Annotated in this window: 23 protein-coding genes and 2 pseudogenes; 20 read left to right on the top strand and 5 right to left on the bottom strand. The window is 63.0% G+C overall.

Annotated features, from left to right (window positions below; translation table 11 throughout):
- The first annotated feature begins 45 nt into the window (after nucleotides 1-45).
- From chrA to PP4_RS13230, 5 genes and pseudogenes are all read left to right on the top strand, one after another.
- On the top strand, nucleotides 46-1,263 hold the full coding sequence (gene chrA / locus PP4_RS13240) for a chromate efflux transporter (RefSeq protein WP_016499692.1): 1,218 nt from the start codon (nucleotides 46-48) through the stop codon (nucleotides 1,261-1,263).
- A gap of 25 nt (nucleotides 1,264-1,288) precedes the next feature.
- Nucleotides 1,289-1,392: pseudogene (locus PP4_RS29845) on the top strand (phosphoribosyltransferase); the annotation flags it as partial.
- A 27-nt stretch (nucleotides 1,393-1,419) separates the two neighbouring features.
- Complete coding sequence (locus tag PP4_RS29530; protein ID WP_016499691.1) at nucleotides 1,420-1,632, top strand: hypothetical protein; 213 nt, start codon at nucleotides 1,420-1,422, stop codon at nucleotides 1,630-1,632.
- A 28-nt stretch (nucleotides 1,633-1,660) separates the two neighbouring features.
- A complete protein-coding gene (locus PP4_RS13235) occupies nucleotides 1,661-2,086 on the top strand; it encodes a potassium channel family protein (RefSeq protein ID WP_016499690.1) in 426 nt (141 codons plus the stop codon).
- A gap of 200 nt (nucleotides 2,087-2,286) precedes the next feature.
- Nucleotides 2,287-2,856 (top strand): GNAT family N-acetyltransferase, encoded by a 570-nt coding sequence (locus PP4_RS13230; RefSeq protein WP_016499689.1) that lies wholly within the window; start codon nucleotides 2,287-2,289, stop codon nucleotides 2,854-2,856.
- A 139-nt stretch (nucleotides 2,857-2,995) separates the two neighbouring features.
- On the opposite strand, the gene PP4_RS13225 is transcribed toward PP4_RS13230, so the two are convergent.
- A complete protein-coding gene (locus tag PP4_RS13225) occupies nucleotides 2,996-4,363 on the bottom strand; it encodes an MBL fold metallo-hydrolase RNA specificity domain-containing protein (protein ID WP_016499688.1) in 1,368 nt (455 codons plus the stop codon).
- Entirely contained in the window at nucleotides 4,354-5,280 is a 927-nt protein-coding gene (locus PP4_RS13220) for a universal stress protein (protein ID WP_016499687.1), read from the bottom strand. Before PP4_RS13220 ends, PP4_RS13225 begins: the two co-directional genes overlap by 10 nt.
- On the opposite strand from PP4_RS13220, the gene PP4_RS28820 reads away from it, so the two are divergent.
- The gene (locus PP4_RS28820) at nucleotides 5,279-5,596 is read left to right on the top strand and encodes a GNAT family N-acetyltransferase (protein WP_016499686.1); all 318 of its coding nucleotides are present in this window, start codon (nucleotides 5,279-5,281) and stop codon (nucleotides 5,594-5,596) included. The genes PP4_RS13220 and PP4_RS28820 overlap by 2 nt on opposite strands.
- On the opposite strand, the gene PP4_RS13215 is transcribed toward PP4_RS28820, so the two are convergent.
- Nucleotides 5,514-6,440 carry a universal stress protein gene (locus tag PP4_RS13215; protein ID WP_016499685.1) on the bottom strand — a complete coding sequence of 309 codons (927 nt, stop codon included), beginning with the start codon at nucleotides 6,438-6,440 and terminating at the stop codon, nucleotides 5,514-5,516. The two genes, PP4_RS28820 and PP4_RS13215, sit on opposite strands and share 83 nt — an antisense overlap.
- A gap of 390 nt (nucleotides 6,441-6,830) precedes the next feature.
- On the opposite strand from PP4_RS13215, the gene PP4_RS13210 reads away from it, so the two are divergent.
- Complete coding sequence (locus PP4_RS13210) at nucleotides 6,831-7,640, top strand: helix-turn-helix domain-containing protein (protein WP_016499684.1); 810 nt, start codon at nucleotides 6,831-6,833, stop codon at nucleotides 7,638-7,640.
- A 64-nt stretch (nucleotides 7,641-7,704) separates the two neighbouring features.
- Here PP4_RS13210 and paaX read toward each other — a convergent pair whose 3' ends face one another.
- Together paaX and paaY are read right to left on the bottom strand one after the other, a co-directional pair.
- A complete protein-coding gene (paaX, locus tag PP4_RS13205; RefSeq protein WP_016499683.1) occupies nucleotides 7,705-8,628 on the bottom strand; it encodes a phenylacetic acid degradation operon negative regulatory protein PaaX in 924 nt (307 codons plus the stop codon).
- Nucleotides 8,629-8,705: 77 nt separating this feature from the next.
- Complete coding sequence (gene paaY / locus PP4_RS13200; protein ID WP_016499682.1) at nucleotides 8,706-9,305, bottom strand: phenylacetic acid degradation protein PaaY; 600 nt, start codon at nucleotides 9,303-9,305, stop codon at nucleotides 8,706-8,708.
- Nucleotides 9,306-9,656: 351 nt separating this feature from the next.
- On the opposite strand from paaY, the gene paaF reads away from it, so the two are divergent.
- The 13 genes and pseudogenes from paaF to PP4_RS13135 all read left to right on the top strand — a co-directional run.
- Nucleotides 9,657-10,430, top strand: a complete 774-nt coding sequence (gene paaF, locus PP4_RS13195; protein WP_041168025.1) for a 2,3-dehydroadipyl-CoA hydratase PaaF — start codon at nucleotides 9,657-9,659, stop codon at nucleotides 10,428-10,430.
- A 34-nt stretch (nucleotides 10,431-10,464) separates the two neighbouring features.
- Nucleotides 10,465-11,256 (top strand): 2-(1,2-epoxy-1,2-dihydrophenyl)acetyl-CoA isomerase PaaG, encoded by a 792-nt coding sequence (paaG, locus tag PP4_RS13190; RefSeq protein WP_016499680.1) that lies wholly within the window; start codon nucleotides 10,465-10,467, stop codon nucleotides 11,254-11,256.
- Nucleotides 11,257-11,258: 2 nt separating this feature from the next.
- Entirely contained in the window at nucleotides 11,259-12,776 is a 1,518-nt protein-coding gene (gene paaH, locus PP4_RS13185) for a 3-hydroxyacyl-CoA dehydrogenase PaaH (protein WP_016499679.1), read from the top strand.
- Nucleotides 12,769-13,209 (top strand): hydroxyphenylacetyl-CoA thioesterase PaaI, encoded by a 441-nt coding sequence (gene paaI / locus PP4_RS13180; protein WP_016499678.1) that lies wholly within the window; start codon nucleotides 12,769-12,771, stop codon nucleotides 13,207-13,209. The genes paaH and paaI overlap by 8 nt, the downstream gene beginning before the upstream one ends.
- The gene (gene pcaF / locus PP4_RS13175) at nucleotides 13,202-14,422 is read left to right on the top strand and encodes a 3-oxoadipyl-CoA thiolase (protein WP_016499677.1); all 1,221 of its coding nucleotides are present in this window, start codon (nucleotides 13,202-13,204) and stop codon (nucleotides 14,420-14,422) included. The genes paaI and pcaF overlap by 8 nt, the downstream gene beginning before the upstream one ends.
- 121 nt (nucleotides 14,423-14,543) lie before the next feature.
- Nucleotides 14,544-15,863 carry a phenylacetate--CoA ligase PaaK gene (gene paaK, locus PP4_RS13170; protein ID WP_016499676.1) on the top strand — a complete coding sequence of 440 codons (1,320 nt, stop codon included), beginning with the start codon at nucleotides 14,544-14,546 and terminating at the stop codon, nucleotides 15,861-15,863.
- 215 nt (nucleotides 15,864-16,078) lie between these two features.
- Nucleotides 16,079-17,068: a 1,2-phenylacetyl-CoA epoxidase subunit PaaA gene (gene paaA, locus PP4_RS13165; protein ID WP_016499675.1), complete on the top strand. Its 990-nt coding sequence runs from the start codon at nucleotides 16,079-16,081 to the stop codon at nucleotides 17,066-17,068.
- A 25-nt stretch (nucleotides 17,069-17,093) separates the two neighbouring features.
- Nucleotides 17,094-17,375, top strand: coding sequence for a 1,2-phenylacetyl-CoA epoxidase subunit PaaB (paaB, locus tag PP4_RS13160; RefSeq protein WP_004374528.1), 282 nt, complete (start codon nucleotides 17,094-17,096; stop codon nucleotides 17,373-17,375).
- 8 nt (nucleotides 17,376-17,383) lie between these two features.
- Nucleotides 17,384-18,142, top strand: a complete 759-nt coding sequence (gene paaC / locus PP4_RS13155) for a 1,2-phenylacetyl-CoA epoxidase subunit PaaC (protein WP_016499674.1) — start codon at nucleotides 17,384-17,386, stop codon at nucleotides 18,140-18,142.
- Nucleotides 18,129-18,662, top strand: coding sequence for a 1,2-phenylacetyl-CoA epoxidase subunit PaaD (gene paaD, locus PP4_RS13150; protein ID WP_016499673.1), 534 nt, complete (start codon nucleotides 18,129-18,131; stop codon nucleotides 18,660-18,662). Before paaC ends, paaD begins: the two co-directional genes overlap by 14 nt.
- Before the next feature lie 15 nt (nucleotides 18,663-18,677).
- The gene (paaE, locus tag PP4_RS13145; protein ID WP_016499672.1) at nucleotides 18,678-19,754 is read left to right on the top strand and encodes a 1,2-phenylacetyl-CoA epoxidase subunit PaaE; all 1,077 of its coding nucleotides are present in this window, start codon (nucleotides 18,678-18,680) and stop codon (nucleotides 19,752-19,754) included.
- 169 nt (nucleotides 19,755-19,923) lie between these two features.
- Nucleotides 19,924-20,232 (top strand): DUF485 domain-containing protein, encoded by a 309-nt coding sequence (locus tag PP4_RS13140; protein WP_016499671.1) that lies wholly within the window; start codon nucleotides 19,924-19,926, stop codon nucleotides 20,230-20,232.
- Nucleotides 20,223-21,791 (top strand): annotated as a pseudogene (locus PP4_RS13135) (cation acetate symporter); the annotation flags it as partial. The gene PP4_RS13140 and the pseudogene PP4_RS13135, both read left to right, overlap by 10 nt.
- Between the last annotated feature and the right edge of the window lie 18 nt (nucleotides 21,792-21,809).

Here is a 21,809-nt window from a genome sequence, read left to right as displayed (position 1 = left end):
TCCCAACTATAAAAACTACAGCGTCACTAGCCCAAGGAGCCTGCCGTGTCAGAACACACTCAGTGCGGCGTGAAGCCCAGCGACTCTGCCTGGTCGGTGTTTCTGGTGTTCTTGCGCCTGGGGCTGACGTCTTTCGGTGGCCCCATCGCGCATCTGGGTTACTTTCGTGAAGCATTTGTCGCGCGCCGCCGGTGGCTCAGTGAGCGCAGTTATGCCGAGCTGGTCGCCGTGTGCCAATTGCTCCCCGGCCCCGCCAGCAGCCAGGTCGGCATTGCTCTGGGCCTTTCACGGGCGGGGTTCGCGGGCGCTGTCGCCGCGTGGGCAGGGTTCACATTGCCATCGGCCCTCCTGTTGACGCTGTGTGCTCAAGGCCTGGGGGCATGGGGAGGTGGCGCCCCAAGTGGCCTGTTGCATGGCCTGAAAATCGTCGCAGTCGCCGTGGTGGCCCAGGCGGTGTGGGGCATGGCGCGTAGCCTTTGCACCGATGTTGCGCGGGTAACCATCGCCCTGTTCGCTGCCTGTACCGCGCTGCTGTGGCCCAACGCAATCGGGCAGATAGCCGTGATCACAGGGTCGGCCATCACAGGCTTGATCCTGCTCAAGCCTCCGGGCTCCCCTGCAGGGGAAGAGCTGCCGTTTTCAGTCAGCCGAAAGGCCGGGCTGGCTGCGCTGGTAGTGTTCTTTGTCTTGTTGGTCGGCTTGCCGCTATTGACCCGCATCTGGCCCTCGCAAGCACTGGCAATGGTCAACGCCTTTTATAGCGCAGGCTCACTGGTATTCGGCGGCGGGCATGTGGTTCTACCGTTGCTTGAGTCGGCCACAGTAGCCCACGGCTGGGTCGCAAATGACACCTTTCTGGCTGGTTATGGCATGGCGCAGGCCATACCGGGCCCACTCTTCACGTTTGCAGCCTTTCTGGGCGCATCGATGAGCGTGCAGCCATCCGGCTGGGTGGGCGCGACTGTTGGCATTCTCGCCATTTTCACCCCCTCCTTCCTGTTGGTGATCGGTGTGGTTCCCTTCTGGGAAACACTGCGGCGCAGCGCCCGCAGCCAGTCAGCGCTTGCCGGGGTAAACGCCGGCGTGGTCGGGCTTCTGCTGGCTGCCTTGTACCAACCGGTGTGGACGAGCGCCATCGCCAAGCCAGCAGACTTGGCATGGGCGCTGATCGCCTTGATGGCCCTGATGTTCTGGAAGTGGCCTGCATGGGTGGTTGTCCTGGGCTGCGGCGTGTCCGGTTGGCTGCTGAGCGGCACCTTATAGCCGCGCTCTGTTTCCTTTTTCGTCAATGCAGGTCGCGGCGCAGGATATCGTCGAATGCCATGTCCCGCCCTTCGAGGCAGCGTCTGCCTTGAAGTGATACGCCACGGCCGGCGCGACGAAGCACTCTGACTCTGCTGGCAGGCGCAGGCCTGACATTTGTCAACCGCGCAGCGTCTGTTCGCCGAGTTTGACCTTTATCAATCGCCCCGCCCGGTGCAGGGGGTAGAAACAAGGACGCAGGGCACTCCAGCCCCCACTCTCGGTCTGCAAACGGAGCCCATCATGAACGACATCGATTTGCGGGACCTTGTAATCGAAGAGCTGGAATCCAATCCCGATATCAATGGCGCCAGCATCAGCCAGCCGTGACCCTGCAACCCCGTGCCGAGTAACGACGATGTTCACTGTCACTCTGATCAACATGCTGATCGTGATCCTGGTGGTGGTAATTCATTACGAATGCCTGCTGCGCCTGAATGACTGGCTACCGCGCCTCAGGCTGTGGAGCCGGTTCCGTATCGTCGCAGGGGTGTTCGGGGCGTTGCTGGCCCACGCGGTGGAGGTCTGGTGCTTCGCCCTGGCTTATTACCTGATGGCCCATACCGAGGGCTGGGGCACGCTCAGCGGCAATTTCGACGGTAGCTTTCTGGACTGCGTATATTTTTCCTTCACCACCTACACCACCATAGGCTTCGGCGACATCGCCCCCACCGGCCATCTCAAGTACCTCACCGGCCTGCAGGCGCTGACGGGCCTGGTGATGATCACCTGGACCGCTTCGTTCCTGTTCCTGGAAATGCAGAAGTACTGGAAAGCCAAATAGGGCTGATCAACCACTTGGGAATTGAGGACCACATCCAACAGGTCCTCGTTCAGGTTCGCGGCGATCAGAGGCCGAGGCAGCACATCGACCGCCTGCAGGTTTGACAGGTCATGAGTGAAGCATTTGACAACTGTCAAGTCAGGGCAAGGCCCGCTGCCGAAACTGACCTTCCTTGTTCATTCAACACAGAGGACATTGCCATGGCGCCCGCCGAGACTTCCCGTGTGCACACAAACCCTTCGTTTCCCAAACCTTCGGGTGAATACTGGATCGAAGCCCTTGAAAACGGCGTTCACGTGCTGATCAGGCCCCTGCAGGCCAAGGACCGAGAACGCGAAAAAGCCTTCATCGAACGGCTGTCGCCCGAGTCGCGGCATTTCCGCTTCCTGTGCCAGCTCAGAGAGCCCAGCAAAGCCATGCTCGACCAGCTGATGAAGGTCGACCAGGACCGCCAGGCAGCCTACGTCGCTCTCGCCCACGTGGATGGCGAATTGCAGGAAGTGGGCATTTCCCGCTACGCCACCGCCAGCGGCAAGGACGAATGCGAATGCGCCGTTACTGTCATGGACAGCTGGCAGCACCACGGCTTGGGTCGCCTGCTGCTCAACCACCTGATCGACCATGCGCGGGCCAAGGGCTTGCGGCAGATGTATTCGGTTGACCCAGCAGCCAACCAAGCGATGCGCGAGCTGGCCAAAGCGGCGGGGTTCACCACCGTCGCTGACCCAAATGATCCCAGCCAGGTCATCCACCGGCTCTCCCTGATCTGACCCAGGGCCGCCGCACCCTGACAGGTCAAGGCGCGGCGGCGCGACGACGGGAGTTTTCCCCTGAACGGCCCTTCGAATAAATTGATGGAAAAACTGTGCGGCAAGCAGTATCAGGTCGACACTACCTCCCGCGCCGGGTTCAGCGCACCGGGTCGATGGCAACGGTTTCCTGATATTCCGGCACACTCACCTGCCAGCCCAGCTCCAGGCTGATGCGCCGTCGCAAGGTGTCGGCAGCGTGTGGCTCGCCATGAATGACGTAGGTCTGCCGCGGTGGCCGGGTGAAACCACGCAACCACTCCATGATCTCGTCGGCGTCGGCGTGGGCGGAGAGGTTTTCCATGGCGTGCACCTGCGCCCGGATGGGCACGTCTTCGCCCTGCAGGCGTACGCTGTGGGCGCCAGCGACGATATCAGCCCCGCGCGTGCCTCCCGCCTGAAAACCGGAGAACAGGATGCTGTTGCGCGGATTGGGGGCCAGCGCCTTCAGGTGATGCAGCACCCGACCACCGGTGGCCATGCCACTGGCGGCAATGATCACCGCCGGCTCGCGCAGCTGGTCAAGGTGGCGGGACTCATCGACCGTGCGGATGATCCGTGTGCCCTTGCACATCGCCGCACACTCCGCCGCCGGTAGCCGATGTTGATTGCGAAACTGCTGATACAGGGCCGTGGCATCGGTGGCCATCGGGCTGTTCAGGTACACCGGGATATCCGGGATCAGCCGGTCACGCTTGAGCTTGTAGAGGTAATACATCAGCAGCTGGGCGCGCCCGACAGCGAATGAAGGAACCAGGACGATGCCATGGCGCAGGAGTGTCTGGTTGATGACCTGGGCCAGATACTGCTCGGTCGATTCTGTCGGGTGCTTGCGATCACCGTAGGTGGACTCCACAAGCAGCACATCCGCCGTACGGACCAGCTCCGGTGCCCGCATGATCGGGTCTTGCGGCCTGCCCAGGTCACCCGAGAAGACCAAGGTCTGGCCCTGTGCACTGATCTGCACAGTCGCCGCGCCCAGGATATGGCCAGCCGTGCGCAGCAGCAGGTCCATGCCTTCGGCAATCGGCGTTCCCTGATGCAGCTCCACCGGGCGCAATAGTGCCAGCGCCTGTTTGGCATCCTGCTCGGTATAGAGCGGCCGCGCCGGGGTGTGCTTGGAATAACCGTGGCGATTGGCATGTTCGGCCTGCTCCTCCTGCAGCCGCGCGCTGTCGAGCAGGAGCACTTCAGCCAGGGCGCAGGTTGCCGGGGTGGCATAGATCGGTCCGCTATAGCCTTCCCTGGCCAATACTGGAAGGTAGCCACTGTGGTCGAGATGGGCGTGGGTCAGCACGACTGCATCCAGCGCCCGCAGTGCCGAAGGCAAGGGTTCCCAGTTGCGCAGGCGCAATTGCTTGTAGCCCTGGTACAGCCCGCAGTCCACCAGGATCCGCGTGCGGTCGCGGGTCAACAGGAATTTGCTGCCGGTCACCGTCCCGGTGCCGCCGAGAAAGGTCAGTTGCATGGCCAAGGCTCCTGGGTTTCGAACACATGAGGATGGACCGCGAGCACACTGCACGGCGGATGGCCGACCATGCGTTCAGTAGTGTCGCCCAGCAGCTTGTCCAGCCCTTTGGGCTGCACCACGCCCATCACCACGGCGTCGACTTCAAGGGCCACGACCTGTTCGCGAATCACCTGCACCGAGCCGCCCTCCACGAAGTGTCGGCGGTCCGGCGCCACACCTTCTGCCTCTGCCAAGGCGTTGAAGGGTTCCTGCAGCGCCGCGCGCAGCTCGTCAATCCACGCCTCGGTGACGTTCATGTCCGCGGCGAACACACCGGCCAGGTTGTAGGCCGACAGCAGATGCAACGCAGCATCGCACTGCAGTGCCAACGCCTGGGCGACGCGAATCAGCCCTCGATTGAACCGTTCCTGAACCTCTGGCGTCTCGCTGAAACAGGTATCCACGGCGACCAGAACGCGCCGAGGCAATGAAACGGCCGCTTTGGGCACGAAGAGGGTGAGCCCCTTGAAACCTCGCATCAGCGCACTGTCCAGCGGGGTACCGAACAGCCGCGCCAGGGCCGACGCGGATTCGCTGTCCTTGATCACCAGGTCCGGCTGCAGTTCGCTGATGTAGGGGATGGCCTCGCTGCGGATATCGTCGGCGGCAAGGCTGTCGACCGTCAGTGTCACACCGGTGCCGGGGTGCCGTTCGGCCAGCGCCCGCAGTTGCACGCAGTAGTGGTCGTACTGGCGTTTGATATCAGCCTCGTTCAGGCGCTCTTCGCGCAGCAGGTGCTCCTCGCTCGGCTCGAACAACCCCAGCACATGCACGCTGGCACCGCTGACATGCGCCAGCGCCAGCCCACTGCGCAGTGCGGCTGAATGGGGATCGACTTCAGTAAGCAGCACCAGCAATTGTCGAAACTGACCCATGATGAACCTCCGTAGCTTTCGTGAGGACTGGCAGCGCAAAGGCCTGGGTGCGCGCTTGCTGCGGTCCCTGCTCGGCGCGGCCCGGAGCAGTGGCTATGAGTGGATGATTTCCAGGGACCTGGCGAACAATTACGCCATGCACCGGCTGACCAAGGGGCTGGGGTTCAGCTCACGGTACCTGGGCGGCGATGTCAGCGAGATAGTCCACGAACTGGACCTGCGGGCCTTGTACCTCACCCCTGGGAATGCTCGGGGGAAATCACCAGCACACTGCTGGACAAGCGATGCAACACCCGCTCGGCAGTACTGCCGATGAACCAGCCGATGCCATGGTGGTGATAACTGCCCATGACCAGTACGTCGATATCATTGTTGTCCATGAACACGGCCAGGGCTTTGGCCGGGTCGCCGATGCGCATGTGGCGGTGCTCGGCGGCAATGCCATTGCGCTCGGCAAGGGCCTGGAAGGCGTCGCTCTGTGCTTCGTGTAGCGTCCGGGCTAGGTTGGAATCGAACAGGAACGAATGCGCCCGGCTGCCGCCCGCGTCCAGGTACATGGAACCCAGGTCGTAGGCATACAGCAATTCGATCTGCGCGCTGCACTGCAGAGCCAGTTTCAGCGCCTCACTGATGATCTGGTCGTTGAAGCCTTCGAACTGGTCCTCGGGCCTGGACAGGTCCACGGCCGCCAGGATTCTGCGCGGTAACGCATGGCTGGCGTTGTGCACCAGATGCAGCGGTATGCGGGTTTCGCGCAGCAGCTGGATATCCAGGTTGGTGAACATGGCACGCGCCCACCAGGGCTCATGCTCGAACTCCTTGATCAGCAGGGCGAACGACTGTTCGCGCAGGTGCACCAGGATCTCGTTCAAGGGATGCTGCACCCACACCACTTCAGTCGTGACTGTGACGCCGTTGCGCCGCATCGGCTGCGCCTGGTTTTCCAACCACTCCCGGTGTTGCTGCACGTAACCTTCGCGCATCACTGCCAGCGCCTGGTCATTGACCAGGCCCGCCGTGGCAAGCCCTTCCACATAATCGAAAGCCACGATGTGCAGCGCCATGCCCTTGGCCTTGGCCAAGGCTGCGGCTCGGTCGTAGACGGGGGTACGGCGCATCAGGGGCGATGCGATCAACAGCAGTCTTTGCGGGGTTTCCATGGCACACCTCGACGGTTGCGATACGTAACCGAAGCATCGTTTACCCGTGCTTTGCGGACTTGACGTTTGTCAACTGACGCCCCAATGGACCAACGGTATTTCCCACAGCACAAAAACTTGACGAGGATCAACGTATCGCCGATTGCCGGGCGCACGCTACGCGCATATCAACAACAATTTCCAGCCCCGGAGGCGTGCCATGGCCCTAATGAAAGCAGCGGTGTTCGTCGAAAAAGTGGCGATCACCCCCTGGCCCTCGCGCACTGGATGCAGGGACCCCTTTGTTTGCATCGTTCCGCAGTTTTCTTGCCCATGCATGCTCTTGGACTGGTCACCGCGCCCAGTTGCGCAGACTCGGGCTGATTTCCGATGTGCGAAGGAGGCCTGAACATGTCTGGCCAACTGAAAGTCACGCTGCTCGAACAGCCTGCTTCGCCTCCGGTTCACCTGAAACCGCTGGCGACGCTGTGCCGCGATTGTCGGGTCAGCGGCTTGTGCCTGCCCACCGGTTTGCCCCTGCACGACAATAACTGCCTGGGCTCGCTGATCGGGCCACGCATGCGCATCCGCAAAGGCACGGCGCTGTTCAATGCCAATGATCCCTTGACCATGCTCTATGCCGTGCGCTGCGGCAGTTTCAAGACCAGCCTCAACAGCGTCGAGGGCCAGGGTGTCGTGATCAACTTCTGGATGCCGGGCGACGTGCTCGGGCTGGATGCCATCGCTACCGATCACCATGTCTGCGACGCGATCGCCCTGGAAGATAGCGAAGTCTGCCCGGTCCCCTATCGTCGCCTGCAAGCGCTGGCGCGCGACTTTCCGGCCTTGCAGCAAAGCCTGAACCGCTTGATGAGCCGGGAGATCGTACGTGAACACGAGCGCGTGCTGATGTTGTGCAACCTCACCGCCGAACAGCGCCTGGCCAGTTTTCTGATCGGGCTGTCCCGGCGCTTCGTCAACCGTGGCTACTCCGCCCATGGCTTCATGTTACGCATGTCGCGCGAGGACATAGCATCCTACCTGGGCCTGCGCCTGGAGACCGTATGCCGATCGGTCGCCCGCTTGCGTGCGCAAGACGTCGTCAGCCTGCACGGCAGGCTGGTGGAAATACTCGACATGCCAGCATTGATGGCGTTCGAGCAAGGCGGCCTTGACGGTGAACGCAAGCACTCCCTGAAAGCATCATGCTCGACACCCTGAAGCCCTGCCTCCGCCGGGCTGAGAACCTTCGCCATCACCGACCTGCAGGGTGTAGCATTTTTGTTCAGGCCAGCCCGCCAAAGCGCTGGTAGAAGCCCTCGTTCACATCCGGCAAAGGCCCGTCGGCCGTCTCCAGCGCCGCATTCAGCCACTCCTCTGCCTTGGCAAACACCAGCCGATACAGGTTGCGGCACAACTGTCGCGCGGCCCTTCCCTCCCAATCCCCTGGCAGCAGCTCGTCTGGCAGTTGCGGGTCGCGCAACAGCAGGCGGCGGTACTCGTGAATCAGCAGGGTGCGCGCCAGGAAACAATCTTGCGCATCGAGCAGTTGCTGCTCTTTCAGGCTCTGCCACAGCGGCCTGAACAGCTGGATGAACTCGCTGTACTGCTGCCCCAGCTCATCGATACGCCAGCTCTCCCGCACCTGGGCGCGCATGGCCTTGGACGCGAGCACTTCCTGGGTGTGGGTTTCGAAGACGATACTGTCGTCGCTGGCTTCCAGGTCACGCAAGGTTGCGGTCAGATCAGCGCGGTCTGCCCGTGGGCAGCCAAGCAGGTTCGGCGCCATCACGCCAAACCCCTGCCATTCCAGCTCTTCACGCAAGGCCTTGCGCTTGCCGGCCTCAAGCTGCGACAGCAACACCAGCGTCCAGGCGCCATCCCAGGCCGGTTGGCTCGGGCTGTAGACACGTTTGAAGGCTTTTTCGAAACGGCGGCGGCCAGTGCCCGTCAGGCTGTAGTAACTGCGTCGGCCAACTTTTTCAGCGGTGAGCCAACCCTCTTTGGTGAGGCGAAAGATCGATGTGCGGATCAGTCGTTCGTTGATGCCGATCGGCTCCAGCAGGTTGATCAGGCTACCCAGCCAGACGGTCCCCCCATGGGGCTCGATGGCATCGCCGTACAAGGTGATGATCAGTGAGCTGGCGCGGATTGGCGTCTGCTCCTGAAAGCGAGTGATCAGGTTGTTCAGTGGGGCAAGATTGCTCATGGGCGAACTGTGCGCGGATAAAGCACCGACTATACCTGTGCGGCGGGCCGCCTGACCATTGCGTGACGCTACCAGGCTCATGCCGAAGCCTGGCCTTTGGGCCGTACACCGGTATCTTCCATGCGCGGGCGCCCTGGTTCGGCTTCGGCCAATGGCGGGCATTCGACCATGCTGTTCATGCAGCGCTGCGCCAGGTGCTGATACTCCGCAGTACCGCGCTGCTTCCAGGCCAACTCCTGTTCGCTCAAGGGACGTTTGACCTGGGCCGGCGACCCCATCACCAGGCTCTGCGCTTCACATGCGAATCCGGCTTTGACGAACGCCGTCGCCGCGACGATGCAGCGTGGTGCGACATGGGCGCCATCCATCACCACTGCGTTCATGCCGATCAAGGCGTCCTCGCCCACTTTGCAGCCGTGCAACACCGCGCCATGACCAACATGCCCGTTTCGTTCGACCACCGTGTCGCCACCCGGAAAACCATGCATTACACAGGTGTCCTGCAAGTTGGCGCCCTCTTCCAGCACGATGCGGCCGAAATCGCCCCTGAGCGATGCCAAGGGCCCTATGTAGCAACGTGGGCCGACGATGACGTCGCCAATCAGTACTGCGCTTGGGTGCACGTAGGCTGTGGGGTGAACCACAGGCGTCAAGCCGTCCAGTCGATAGCAAGGCATGAAAGCTCCAGAAATGATTTGAAATGGCACCCGATCTTGTATCAAAAAATATTTCGTCGTCAATCAGCGTAGTCGTGTATCGCTTTCTTGTGGCTAACATCCCCCTGCAAACCTAGCAAAAAAATCAGCAATTTCGCCATTATCAGCGCTGAATACGGCATTTGCACCGCACGACAGCAACACTATCGTTGGCACAACGAGATACACGAAACAATTTTCTATGTTGCATTTCCGTATCACGTAATGCATATACTCACCCCACCTGGTCGTGATCCATCGTCACGCCCCTGCAAACAATTCCAAGAAATGCCGGCCCACGATGTGCCGTGCGTGCAGCCAGAGGAACCCGACATGCCGCGATATCTCGACGTGCAGGCGCCGGAAAAGGGCGTTCAGCTCATTATCCTGCAACGGCCCGAGGCACTGAATGCCCTGTGTACCGAGTTACTGGCAGAGCTGGCCACTGCGCTCGACGCAGCCGCCCGGGATGACCAGATAGGCGTTGTTGTGCTCACCGGCAGCCGCAAGGCGTTCGCCGCAGGCGCTGACATCCGCGAAATGGCCGAGCGCGACCTGGTCGGCATCCTCAACGACCCTCGAGTAGCCCACTGGCAACGCATCGCCGCCTTTGCCAAGCCGCTGATTGCTGCGGTCAACGGCTACGCCCTGGGTGGCGGTTGCGAATTGGCGATGTGTGCCGACATCGTCATCGCCGGCAGCGACGCCCGCTTCGGCCAGCCGGAGATCAACCTCGGCATCATCCCCGGTGCTGGCGGCACACAGCGCCTGTTGCGTGCCGTGGGCAAGCCGCTGGCCATGCAGATGGTGCTGACCGGCGAAGCCATCACCGCCCGTCACGCCCAGCAAGCCGGCCTGGTCAGCGAAATAACCCAGCCCGAATTCACCGTAGAACGCGCCATGCAGATCGCCCGCAACATCGCCGCCAAGGCGCCGCTGGCAGTGCGCCTGGCAAAAGAGGCGCTGCTCAAGGCCGGTGATACCGACCTGGCCAGTGGCCTGCGCTTCGAACGCCATGCATTCACCCTGCTGGCCGGCACCGCCGACCGTGACGAAGGCATTCAGGCCTTTCAGGAAAAGCGCCCGGCGCGCTTCCAAGGCCGCTGATCATTTACCCCTCGACTGACGGAGCGAGTCTGTCATGACTTTCCAGCACATCCTGTTTTCCATCGAGGACGGCGTGGCCTTCCTCTCCTTGAACCGCCCCGAGCAGCTGAACAGCTTCAACGCCGCCATGCACCTTGAAGTGCGCGAAGCCCTCAAGCAAGTTCGCCAGAGCAGTGATGCACGGGTGCTGTTGCTGACGGCTGAGGGCCGCGGCTTTTGCGCCGGCCAGGACCTGTCCGACCGTAACGTCGCCCCAGACGCCGAGGTGCCAGACCTGGGCGAATCGATCGACAAGTTCTACAACCCGTTGGTGCGCACCCTGCGCGACCTGCCGCTGCCGGTGATCTGTGCGGTAAATGGTGTGGCCGCCGGCGCCGGTGCCAACATCCCACTGGCCTGCGACCTGGTGCTGGCCGGGCGATCGGCCAGCTTCATTCAGGCATTTTGCAAGATCGGCCTGGTGCCGGACTCTGGTGGTACCTGGTTGCTGCCGCGCCTGGTCGGCATGGCGCGGGCTAAAGCACTGGCCATGCTGGGCGAGCGGCTTGGTGCCGAACAGGCTCAGCAATGGGGGCTGATCCACCGCGTGGTGGACGATACCGCACTGCGCGACGAAGCCCTCACCCTCGCTCGCCAGCTCGCCAGCCAGCCCACCTATGGCCTTGCGCTGATCAAGCGCAGCCTCAATGCCAGTTTCGACAACGGCTTCGATGAACAACTGGAACTCGAGCGCGACCTGCAACGCTTGGCCGGGCGCAGCGAGGACTACCGTGAAGGCGTGAGCGCCTTCATGAACAAGCGCACACCCGCATTCAAGGGGCGCTGAACATGGGCGCACTCGCAAGCACAGCGCAAGTAGCGGTGATCGGTGCCGGTGCCATGGGCGCCGGCATCGCCCAGGTCGCCGCCCAGGCCGGTCACCCGGTAAAGCTTTACGACAACCGCCCGGGGGCTGCCGCCCAGGCAGTGGCCGGTATAGACCGGCAACTCGCCCGGCTCGTGGAAAAAGGCAAGCTGCAGGCCGTAGAGCGCGAAATGATCAGCCTTCGGCTATGCCCGGTCGACACGCTCGAAGCATTGGCTGATGCCGGCCTGGTGATCGAAGCCATCGTCGAGAACCTGCAGGTCAAGCAGGCGCTCTTCAGCCAGCTAGAAGCCCTGTGCACGGCTGATTGCATCATTGCCAGCAACACTTCGTCGCTGTCCATTACCAGCCTGGCTGCAGGCCTTGCACGCCCGCAGCAGGTGGTGGGCATGCACTTCTTCAACCCGGCACCGCTGATGGCGCTGGTCGAGGTGGTGTCAGGCCTGGCAACCGAACCGGCCGTGGCCGCGTGTATCTACGACACCGCCCAGGCTTGGGGCAAACAGCCGGTGCACACGCGCTCGACACCGGGCTTTATCGTCAACCGTGTGGCACGGCCTTTCTATGCCGAGAGCCTGCGCCTGCTACAGGAAGGAGCAGCGGACTGCGCCAGCCTTGATGCGCTGCTTCGCGATGCGGGTGGTTTCCGCATGGGGGCGTTCGAGCTTACCGACCTGATCGGCCACGACGTCAACTACGCCGTTACGTGCTCAGTGTTCGATGCGTTCTATGGGGACTTCCGCTTCCAGCCTTCACTGGTGCAAAAAGAGCTGGTGGATGCCGGCCGCCTCGGCCGCAAGACTGGGCAAGGCTTCTATAGCTACGCCGAAGGCGCCGAGCGCCCTGCACCGGTCGAATTGCACAGCTCCACCATGGCCGAAGCCTGCGTTATCGAGGGGCAACTGGGTGTACTTCAGCCACTGGTCGAACGCCTGCGCCAGAACGACATCGTCGTGACCCAGCGTGCCGGTAGCGGCGTGATCCAGGTCGGTGATGCCACCCTGGCATTGTCCGATGGCCGCCTCGCCAGCCAGCGCGCCCGTGAAGATGGGCTGCGCAACCTGGTGCTGCTCGATCTCGCGCTGGACTACAGCACTGCCTCGCGGATTGCCATCAGCTGGTCGGGCAATACCACCGAAAGCGCCCGCGACCAGGCGGTGGCCCTGCTGCAGCGGGCCGGCCTCAAGGTCACTGCGGTCGCCGACCTGCCCGGCCTGGTGGTACTGCGCACCGTGGCAATGCTCGCCAACGAGGCCGCCGATGCAGTGCTGCAGGGCGTCGGCAGCGCCGCCGACATCGACCTGGCCATGCGCGCCGGTGTCAATTACCCCTGCGGCCCGCTGGCCTGGGCGACGAACATCGGTATTGCCCACACCCTGCGCGTGCTCGACAACCTGCAGCGCAGCTATGGCGAGAGCCGCTACCGCCCTTCCCTGTTGTTACGTCGCTGCGAGGCCAAAGGAGGCACCCTGCATGACTGAACTCGAACTGGCACACGCCTGTGCCGACGCCATGTATGCCCGCGACCCGGCCACTCAGGGCCTGGGCATCAGCCTGCTGGATGCCGGCCCGGGCCGGGCAAGCCTGCGTATGACGGTACGCGCCGACATGATCCAGGGCCACGGCACGTGCCATGGCGGGTTCCTCTTCGCCCTGGCCGACTCGGCGTTTGCTTTTGCCTGTAACAGCTATGACCAGGCCACCGTGGCGCTGGGCTGCAGCATTGACTACCTGGCCCCGGCGTTGCGCGATGACGTGCTCACCGCCGACGCCAGCGAGGTCAGCCGCAAAGGCCGCACCGGCCTGTACGACGTGCGCATCCACAACCAGCGCGGTGAGCTGGTGGCGATGTTCCATGGCAAATCCTACAAAGTGCGCGGCACCGTGCTGGCGCAGGAGACACAACATGACTGAACCCACCCTCGCCGATGCCTTGATCATCGACGCCGTGCGCACCCCCATCGGCCGCTATGCCGGGGCCTTGAGCGGCGTACGTGCCGACGACCTCGCCGCCATCCCACTGAAGGCCTTGATCCAGCGCCACCCCGAGCTTGACTGGAAAGCGATCGACGACGTGATCCTCGGCTGTGCCAACCAGGCCGGCGAAGACAATCGCAACGTGGCGCACATGGCCAGCCTGCTGGCCGGGCTGCCGATGGAAGTGCCCGGGACCACGATCAACCGACTGTGTGGTTCGGGCCTGGACGCCATCGGCAACGCGGCCCGCGCCCTGCGCTGCGGTGAAGCCGGGCTGATGCTGGCTGGCGGCGTAGAGTCGATGTCGCGTGCGCCCTTCGTGATGGGTAAGTCGGAGCAGGCGTTCGGCCGCGCAGCGGAGTTGTTCGACACCACCATCGGTTGGCGCTTCGTCAACCCACTGATGAAGGCTGCCTACGGCACCGATTCGATGCCGGAAACCGCCGAGAACGTGGCTGAACAGTTTGGCATTTCCCGCGTCGATCAGGATGCCTTCGCCCTGCGCAGCCAGCACAAGGCGGCTGCAGCTCAGGCCTGCGGCCGGCTGGCGCAAGAAATCGTACCGGTCGAGATCCCGCAGCGTAAAGGACCGGCCAAACGGGTGGAGCACGACGAGCATCCGCGCGGCGACACGACGCTGGAACAACTGGCCCGCCTCGGCACGCCATTCCGTGAGGGCGGTAGCGTCACCGCCGGCAATGCCTCCGGCGTCAACGACGGCGCCTGTGCCCTGCTGCTGGCCAGCAGCGCCGCTGCCCGGCGCCATGGCCTGAAAGCCCGCGGCCGTATCGTCGGCATGGCGGTGGCCGGGGTTGAGCCGCGGCTGATGGGCATCGGCCCGGTACCCGCAACCCGGAAGGTGCTTGAGCTTACGGGATTGTCGTTGGCCGACCTGGACGTCATCGAACTCAACGAAGCGTTCGCCGCCCAGGGTTTGGCAGTGTTGCGCGAGCTGGGCCTGGCCGACGACGACCCCCGGGTCAACCGCAACGGCGGAGCCATCGCCCTCGGCCATCCGCTGGGCATGAGTGGTGCGCGGCTGGTTACAACCGCCCTCCACGAGCTGGAAGCAACCGCCGGGCGCTATGCCCTTTGCACCATGTGCATCGGGGTTGGCCAAGGCATAGCCATGGTCATCGAGCGCCTCTGAGCGGATCAGACCATCAGCCTGTTACCGAACCGAACGCAGCCGTATATGCTGCGCTCATGACACTCACCGCGTGGCTTGCAACCGCTGGCGCGCGGCGTACAAGAACAATTCGAGTGAAGCCATGAACATGTACCATGATGCCGACCGTGCCCTGTTGGACCCGATGGAAACCGCCAGTGTCGACGCCCTGCGCCAGCACCAGCTGGAGCGCCTGCGCTGGAGCCTGAAGCACGCCTACGACAATGTGCCGCTGTACCGCCAGCGCTTTGCCGAATGCGGCGCCCACCCCGACGACCTCACGTGCCTGGAAGACCTGGCGAAGTTCCCCTTCACCGGCAAGAACGACCTGCGCGACAACTACCCCTACGGGATGTTCGCCGTCCCCCAGGAAGAGGTGGTGCGCCTGCATGCTTCCAGCGGCACCACCGGCAAGCCGACGGTGGTCGGTTACACCCAGAATGACATCAACACCTGGGCGAACGTCGTGGCGCGCTCGATCCGTGCGGCCGGCGGGCGAAAGGGTGACAAAGTGCATGTTTCCTACGGCTATGGGCTTTTCACTGGCGGGCTTGGTGCGCACTACGGCGCCGAGCGCCTGGGCTGTACGGTAATCCCGATGTCGGGTGGCCAGACCGAGAAGCAGGTGCAGCTGATCCGCGACTTTCAGCCCGACATCATCATGGTCACACCGTCCTACATGCTCAACCTGGCCGACGAGATCGAGCGCCAGGGCATCGACCCGCATGACCTCAAGCTACGCCTGGGCATTTTCGGTGCCGAACCTTGGACCGATGAACTACGTCGCTCGATCGAGCAGCGCCTGGGCATCAATGCCCTCGACATCTATGGTTTGTCGGAAATCATGGGCCCCGGGGTGGCCATGGAATGCATCGAAACCAAGGACGGCCCGACCATATGGGAAGACCACTTCTACCCCGAAATCATCGACCCGGTCACCGGCGAAGTATTGCCAGACGGTCAGCTGGGCGAACTGGTGTTCACCTCGCTAAGCAAAGAGGCGCTTCCGATGGTGCGCTACCGCACCCGTGACCTCACCCGCCTGCTGCCCGGCACCGCCAGGCCGATGCGGCGGATCGGCAAGATTACCGGGCGCAGTGACGACATGCTGATCATTCGCGGCGTCAACGTGTTCCCGACCCAGATCGAGGAACAGGTATTAAAAATAAAACAGCTTTCCGAGATGTATGAGATTCATTTGTATCGCAATGGCAACCTGGACAGCGTAGAGGTGCATGTTGAGTTGCGTGCGGAGTGCCAGCACCTCGATGAAGGCCAGCGCAAGCTGGTTATCGGGGAGCTGAGCAAACAGATCAAGACCTACATCGGCATCAGCACCCAGGTGCACCTGCAGCCTTGCGGCACGCTCAAGCGTTCCGAGGGCAAGGCGTGCCACGTGTACGACAAACGGTTGGCCAGCTGATTCATTCGGCTGCCTCTTCGGCCCCGGCATAGTCCGGGGCTTTTTTTTGCGTTTTATGCGCGCTTGCAGGTCCCGCGCAACCCCTGTGGCAGCGGGTTTACCTGCGAAGAGGTCGAAAAGCGATACACAAATCTTATGTGATACACCTAAAACTGTTTGACGTTGTGTTTTGTATCGCTTACAAATGACTCATGCCTTAGCAGGAGTCGCAGCACATGTACGCACAGCTAGTGGAAACCGGAGTCAAGCGCGTCAAGTCGCTGGAAGAAATGTCCCCCGAGGAGCGCAACTTCCAGGAAAAGATCGACGCCGAAATCAAGATCGAAGCCAAGAACTGGATGCCCGAGGCCTACCGCCAGACCTTGATCCGGCAGATTTCCCAGCACGCCCACTCGGAAATCGTCGGCATGCTGCCCGAAGGCAACTGGGTCACCCGCGCGCCTAGCCTCAAGCGCAAGCTGCAACTGATGGCAAAGATCCAGGACGAGGCCGGCCACGGCCTGTACCTGTACAGCGCCATGGAGACCCTGGGCGCCGACCGCGACGAGGAGATCGCCAAGCTGCACAGCGGCAAGGCGAAGTATTCGAGCATCTTCAACTACCCCACCCTCAGCTGGGCCGACATGGGCGCAGTGGGCTGGCTGGTGGATGGCGCCGCAATCGTCAACCAGGTGGTGCTGCAGCGCACCTCCTATGGCCCCTACTCCCGCGCAATGGTCCGTATCTGCAAGGAAGAGAGCTTTCACCAGCGCCAGGGCTACGAAATCCTCCTGACCATGATGCGTCACGGCACACAGGCCCAGCGCGAGATGGTCCAGGACGCGATCAATCGCCTGTGGTGGCCATCGCTGATGATGTTCGGCCCCAGCGACGAACACTCCCCGAACAGCGCACAGTCCATGGCCTGGAAGATCAAGCGCCAGACCAACGATGAACTGCGCCAGCGTTTCATCGACCAGACCGTGCCGCAGCTCGAACTGCTCGGCTGCACCGCCCCCGACCCTGAACTGAAGTGGAACGCCGAGCGCGGTCACTACGACTTCGGCGAAATCCAGTGGGACGAGTTCTACGAAGTGATCAAGGGCAACGGCCCGTGCAATCAGGAACGTGTCGCCACCCGCCGCAAGGCCATCGAGGACGGCGCCTGGGTACGCGAGGCCGCCGTGGCCTACGCGCGCAAGCAACAGAACAAGAACGCCGCCTGAGCGGCGATTGATGCGGAGATCGAAAATGTCTGTCTGGACCCTCTACGAAGTGTTCGTGCGCAGCAAGCACGGCCTTAACCACAAGCATGTCGGCAGCGTGCACGCCGCCGACGCCGCCATGGCCATCGAAAATGCCCGCGAGCTGTACACCCGCCGCAGCGAGGGCGTCAGCCTGTGGGTAGTGCCTTCGGCGCTGATCACCGCCTCCTCCCCCGACGAGAAAGACCCGCTGTTCGCTCCTTCGGACGACAAGGTCTACCGCCATGCCAGCTTCTACGAGCTGCCCGATGAAGTCGGACACATGTGAGGTTGGCCATGCACAACGAAGCCCTGATCCCTTATCTGTTGCTGCTCGGCGACAGTGCCCTGGTCCAAGGCCAGCGCCTCTGCGAATGGTGTGGCCACGCCCCTGCCATCGAAGAAGAGCTGGCCCTGATGAACGTTGGCCTCGACCTGGTCGGCCAGGCCCGCAACTGGCTGGAATACGCAGCCGAACTGCTTGACGACGGTCGCGACGCCGACGCCCTGGCCTTCCGCCGAGACGAGCGCGCCTACCGCAACCTGCTGCTGGTCGAGCAACCCAACGGTGATTTCGCCGTGACCATGACCAAGCAGTTCCTCTACGACGCCTGGCACTTCGCCGTGCTACAGGGCCTGGTCGGGTCCCGCGACGAGCGTATCGCCGGTATCGCCGCCAAGGCACTCAAGGAAGTCACCTACCACCTGCGCCGTTCCAGCGAGTGGGTACAGCGTATGGGGGGCGGTACAGAAGAAAGCCGCCAACGCATGCTCGCCGCCATTCCGGCACTGTGGCGCTTCACCGTCGAACTGACGGCCGCCAGCGACAACGAGGTGCGGTTGGCCGAAGCGGGTATTGCCGCTGCCCCGGCAACTGTGGGTGCCGCGTGGCTCAAACAGGTGAGCGAGACTTTCGCTTCGGTCGAGCTGCCGCTGCCCAAGGCTGCCAGCCACTTCTACCTGGACAGTCGCAAAGGCCTGCACACCGAGCACCTGGGCCTGCTGCTGGCCGAGATGCAGTTCCTGCCAAGGGCTTACCCCGATGCAACCTGGTGAGCTGATTGCCGGCGACCGTGGCGCGCGGCCGCCACGCGGCGACGACCTGGCCCGGGCCTGGGAGGTCCTTGCCCAGGTCATGGACCCGGAAGTGCCTGTGGTCAGCGTGGTCGACCTGGGAATAGTCCGCGACCTCGACTGGCGCGCCGGCCACCTGCACCTGGTGGTCACGCCGACCTACTCCGGCTGCCCGGCCACCGAGGTGATCGAGGGTGATATCCGCCAGGCGCTGGAGCAGGCGGGCTTCCCCGCACCGGATCTTGAGCGCCGGTTGACCCCGGCCTGGAGCACCGACTGGATCAGCGAGCTGGGCCGCGAGCGCCTGCGCCTCTACGGCATCGCTCCGCCGCAAGGCAGCGCCAGCAAGCGCAGCCTGCTAGGTGAAACACCCCAGGTGTGCTGCCCGCAGTGCGGCAGCGCCCATACCGAATTGCTCAGCCAGTTCGGCTCCACCGCTTGCAAGGCGCTGTACCGCTGCCGCGAGTGCCTGGAGCCGTTCGACTATTTCAAATGCATTTGAGCCGTGGAGAACGCCATGAGCCAGTTTCACAGCCTGACCATCAAGCAAGTGCGCAACGAAACCCGTGATGCGGTTTCGATTGCCTTCGACGTGCCCGAGCACCTGCAGGCGCAGTTCCGCTTTACCCAGGGCCAGTACCTGGTCATGCGCACGCAGCTGGACAACGAAGAGGTCCGCCGCTCTTACTCTATCTGCAGCGCCGTGCAGGACGGCGAGCTGCGCGTGGCCGTCAAGCGCGTGCCAGGCGGGCGTTTCTCGGCGTTTGCCAATGAAGTGCTCAAGGCCGGCCAGCAACTGGAGGTGATGCCGCCAGCGGGCAGCTTCTTCGTGCCGCTGGACGCTGCCCGCCAGGGCAATTACCTGGGCGTGGCCGCTGGTAGCGGCATTACCCCAATCCTGTCGATTATTGGCACCACCCTGGACAGTGAGCCGCACAGCCGCTTCACCTTGCTGTACGGCAACCGCTCCAGCTCTGGCGCGCTGTTCCGCGACAAGCTCGAAGACCTGAAAAACCGCTACCTCGACCGGCTGAACCTGATTTTCGTGTTCAGCCGCGAGCAGCAGGATGTCGACCTGTACAACGGTCGCATCGATGCGGACAAGTGCGGCCAGCTGTTCTCCCGTTGGCTGGATGTGCCAGGCCTGGACGCCGCCTTCATCTGCGGCCCCCAGGCGATGACCGAAACCGTGCGTGACAGCCTGCAGGCCAATGGCCTGGGCAAGGAGCGCATTCATTTCGAGCTGTTCGCCGCCGCCGGCAGCGAAGCCCGCCGCGAAGCCCGTGAGGCCGCGCGCCAGGTGGATTCCGCGCTCAGCCACATCACCGTGATCAGCGACGGCCGTGCCCTCACCTTCGACCTGCCACGCAACACCCAGAACGTGCTGGACGCTGGCAATGCCATCGGTGCGGAACTGCCCTACTCGTGCAAGGCCGGCGTGTGCTCGACCTGCAAATGCCGGGTGATCGAGGGGGAAGTGGAAATGGACAGCAACCATGCCTTGGAAGACTACGAAGTGGCAGCCGGGTATGTGCTGTCGTGCCAGACCTACCCGGTAAGCGACAAGGTGGTGCTCGACTTCGACCAGCTTTAAGACCGCGCCGCCTGCTTCGCGGGCGCGCCCGCTCCCACAGGGACCGCACAAAGGCTGAGGGCAACAGCCTCCCTGTGGGAGCGGGCATGCCCGCGAAGAGGCCCTTTGCAATACCGCAACACCCGCGTGACCTCAACAAAACAATTACAAAACCAAGAGATCGCTTGCCATGACACCCGAACGCATAGAAAGCATCGCCAACCACCCCGATTTCCAACACCTGGTGCGGCGTAAACGCCGCCTCAACGGCAGCCTGACCTTGGCCATGCTGGTGATCTACTACGGCTTCGTCCTGTTGGTGGCGTTCTCACCCAGTACCCTTGGCCAATCCCTTAGCGGCGGTGTGACCACAGTCGGCATGCTGGTGGGGGTGCTGATGGTGCTGCTGTCCTTCGCCCTGACCGGCATCTACGTACACCGCGCCAACAATGTGCTCGACCCGCTCAACGAAAAGGTCAAGCAGGAGTGCGCACAATGAACTGGACCGCCATCTCGATGTTCATGGTGTTCGTCTGCTTCACCCTGCTGGTCACCCGCTGGGCGGCCTTGCGCACCCGTTCGGCCAGCGACTTCTATACCGCCGGTGGGGGCCTGACCGGCATGCAGAACGGCCTGGCGATTGCCGGCGACATGATCAGCGCCGCCTCCTTCCTGGGCATTTCCGCGATGATGTTCATGAACGGCTATGACGGCCTGTTGTATGCCCTGGGCGTGCTGGCCGGCTGGCCGATCATTCTGTTCCTGATCGCCGAACGCCTGCGCAACCTGGGCAAGTACACCTTTGCCGACGTAGTCAGTTACCGCCTGGCACAAACCCCGGTGCGCCTGACTTCGGCGTTCGGCACCCTGGTGGTGGCGCTGATGTACCTGGTGGCGCAGATGGTCGGCGCCGGCAAGCTGATCGAGCTGCTGTTCGGCATCAGCTACCTGTACGCCGTGATGCTGGTCGGTGTACTGATGGTTGCCTATGTCACCTTCGGTGGCATGCTCGCCACCACCTGGGTGCAGATCATCAAGGCGGTGATGTTGCTGTCGGGCACCAGCTTCATGGCCTTCATGGTGCTCAAGCACTTCGGCTTCAGCACCGAAGCCATGTTCGCCAGCGCCGTCGCCGTGCATGCCAAGGGCCAGGCCATCATGGCCCCGGGGGGCCTGCTGTCCAACCCGGTGGATGCCATTTCCCTCGGCTTGGGCATGATGTTCGGCACCGCCGGCCTGCCGCATATCCTGATGCGCTTCTTTACCGTCAGTGACGCCAAGGAAGCCCGCAAGAGCGTGTTCTACGCCACTGGTTTCATCGGTTACTTCTACCTGCTGCTGATCGTCATCGGCTTTGGTGCCATCGTGATGGTCGGCACCGAGCCGTCCTACCGCGACGCGACCGGTGCAATCATTGGCGGCGGCAACATGATCGCCGTGCACCTGGCCCAGGCTGTCGGTGGCAACCTGTTCCTTGGCTTCATCTCCGCTGTGGCCTTTGCCACCATCCTGGCCGTGGTCGCCGGCCTGGCGCTGTCCGGCGCATCGGCGGTCTCCCACGACCTGTATGCCTGCGTGATCCGCCAAGGCAAGGCCACCGAGCAGGAAGAAATGCGCGTATCGCGTATCGCCACCCTGCTGATCGGCCTGCTGGCGGTGCTGCTTGGCCTGATGTTCGAGTCGCAGAACATCGCCTTCCTGTCCGGCCTGGTGCTGGCGGTGGCTGCCTCGGTCAACTTCCCGGTACTGCTCCTTTCGATGTTCTGGAAGGGCCTGACCACTCGCGGCGCGGTGTGCGGCAGCATGGCCGGCCTGGCGTCGGCGGTGCTGCTGGTGGTACTGGGCCCGGCAGTGTGGGTCAACGTGCTGCATCACGAGAAAGCGCTGTTCCCGTACAGCAACCCGGCGTTGTTCTCCATGAGCCTGGCATTCCTCAGTGCGTGGGTGTTCTCGGTTACCGACAGCTCCGAACGTGCCACTGAAGAGCGGGGCCGCTACCTGGCCCAGTTCATCCGCTCCATGACCGGTATCGGCGCTGCCGGCGCCAGCAAGCACTGACCTCAAGGACGAACAACC

The sequence above is a fragment of the Pseudomonas putida NBRC 14164 genome (assembly GCF_000412675.1).
Taxonomy (GTDB): Bacteria; Pseudomonadota; Gammaproteobacteria; order Pseudomonadales; family Pseudomonadaceae; genus Aquipseudomonas; species Aquipseudomonas putida.
This window is presented reverse-complemented; position numbering and strand designations above follow the sequence as displayed.

Coding starts and splice junctions, on each gene's coding strand:
- PP4_RS13235 (WP_016499690.1), top strand. CDS start 1,661: ATGTTCACTGTCACTCTGATCAACATGCTGATCGTGATCCTGGTGGTG.
- PP4_RS13230 (WP_016499689.1), top strand. CDS start 2,287: ATGGCGCCCGCCGAGACTTCCCGTGTGCACACAAACCCTTCGTTTCCC.
- PP4_RS13225 (WP_016499688.1), bottom strand. CDS start 4,363: ATGCAACTGACCTTTCTCGGCGGCACCGGGACGGTGACCGGCAGCAAA.
- PP4_RS28820 (WP_016499686.1), top strand. CDS start 5,279: ATGATGAACCTCCGTAGCTTTCGTGAGGACTGGCAGCGCAAAGGCCTG.
- PP4_RS13220 (WP_016499687.1), bottom strand. CDS start 5,280: ATGGGTCAGTTTCGACAATTGCTGGTGCTGCTTACTGAAGTCGATCCC.
- PP4_RS13215 (WP_016499685.1), bottom strand. CDS start 6,440: ATGGAAACCCCGCAAAGACTGCTGTTGATCGCATCGCCCCTGATGCGC.
- PP4_RS13210 (WP_016499684.1), top strand. CDS start 6,831: ATGTCTGGCCAACTGAAAGTCACGCTGCTCGAACAGCCTGCTTCGCCT.
- paaX (WP_016499683.1), bottom strand. CDS start 8,628: ATGAGCAATCTTGCCCCACTGAACAACCTGATCACTCGCTTTCAGGAG.
- paaY (WP_016499682.1), bottom strand. CDS start 9,305: ATGCCTTGCTATCGACTGGACGGCTTGACGCCTGTGGTTCACCCCACA.
- paaF (WP_041168025.1), top strand. CDS start 9,657: ATGCCGCGATATCTCGACGTGCAGGCGCCGGAAAAGGGCGTTCAGCTC.
- paaG (WP_016499680.1), top strand. CDS start 10,465: ATGACTTTCCAGCACATCCTGTTTTCCATCGAGGACGGCGTGGCCTTC.
- paaH (WP_016499679.1), top strand. CDS start 11,259: ATGGGCGCACTCGCAAGCACAGCGCAAGTAGCGGTGATCGGTGCCGGT.
- paaI (WP_016499678.1), top strand. CDS start 12,769: ATGACTGAACTCGAACTGGCACACGCCTGTGCCGACGCCATGTATGCC.
- pcaF (WP_016499677.1), top strand. CDS start 13,202: ATGACTGAACCCACCCTCGCCGATGCCTTGATCATCGACGCCGTGCGC.
- paaK (WP_016499676.1), top strand. CDS start 14,544: ATGAACATGTACCATGATGCCGACCGTGCCCTGTTGGACCCGATGGAA.
- paaA (WP_016499675.1), top strand. CDS start 16,079: ATGTACGCACAGCTAGTGGAAACCGGAGTCAAGCGCGTCAAGTCGCTG.
- paaB (WP_004374528.1), top strand. CDS start 17,094: ATGTCTGTCTGGACCCTCTACGAAGTGTTCGTGCGCAGCAAGCACGGC.
- paaC (WP_016499674.1), top strand. CDS start 17,384: ATGCACAACGAAGCCCTGATCCCTTATCTGTTGCTGCTCGGCGACAGT.
- paaD (WP_016499673.1), top strand. CDS start 18,129: ATGCAACCTGGTGAGCTGATTGCCGGCGACCGTGGCGCGCGGCCGCCA.
- paaE (WP_016499672.1), top strand. CDS start 18,678: ATGAGCCAGTTTCACAGCCTGACCATCAAGCAAGTGCGCAACGAAACC.
- PP4_RS13140 (WP_016499671.1), top strand. CDS start 19,924: ATGACACCCGAACGCATAGAAAGCATCGCCAACCACCCCGATTTCCAA.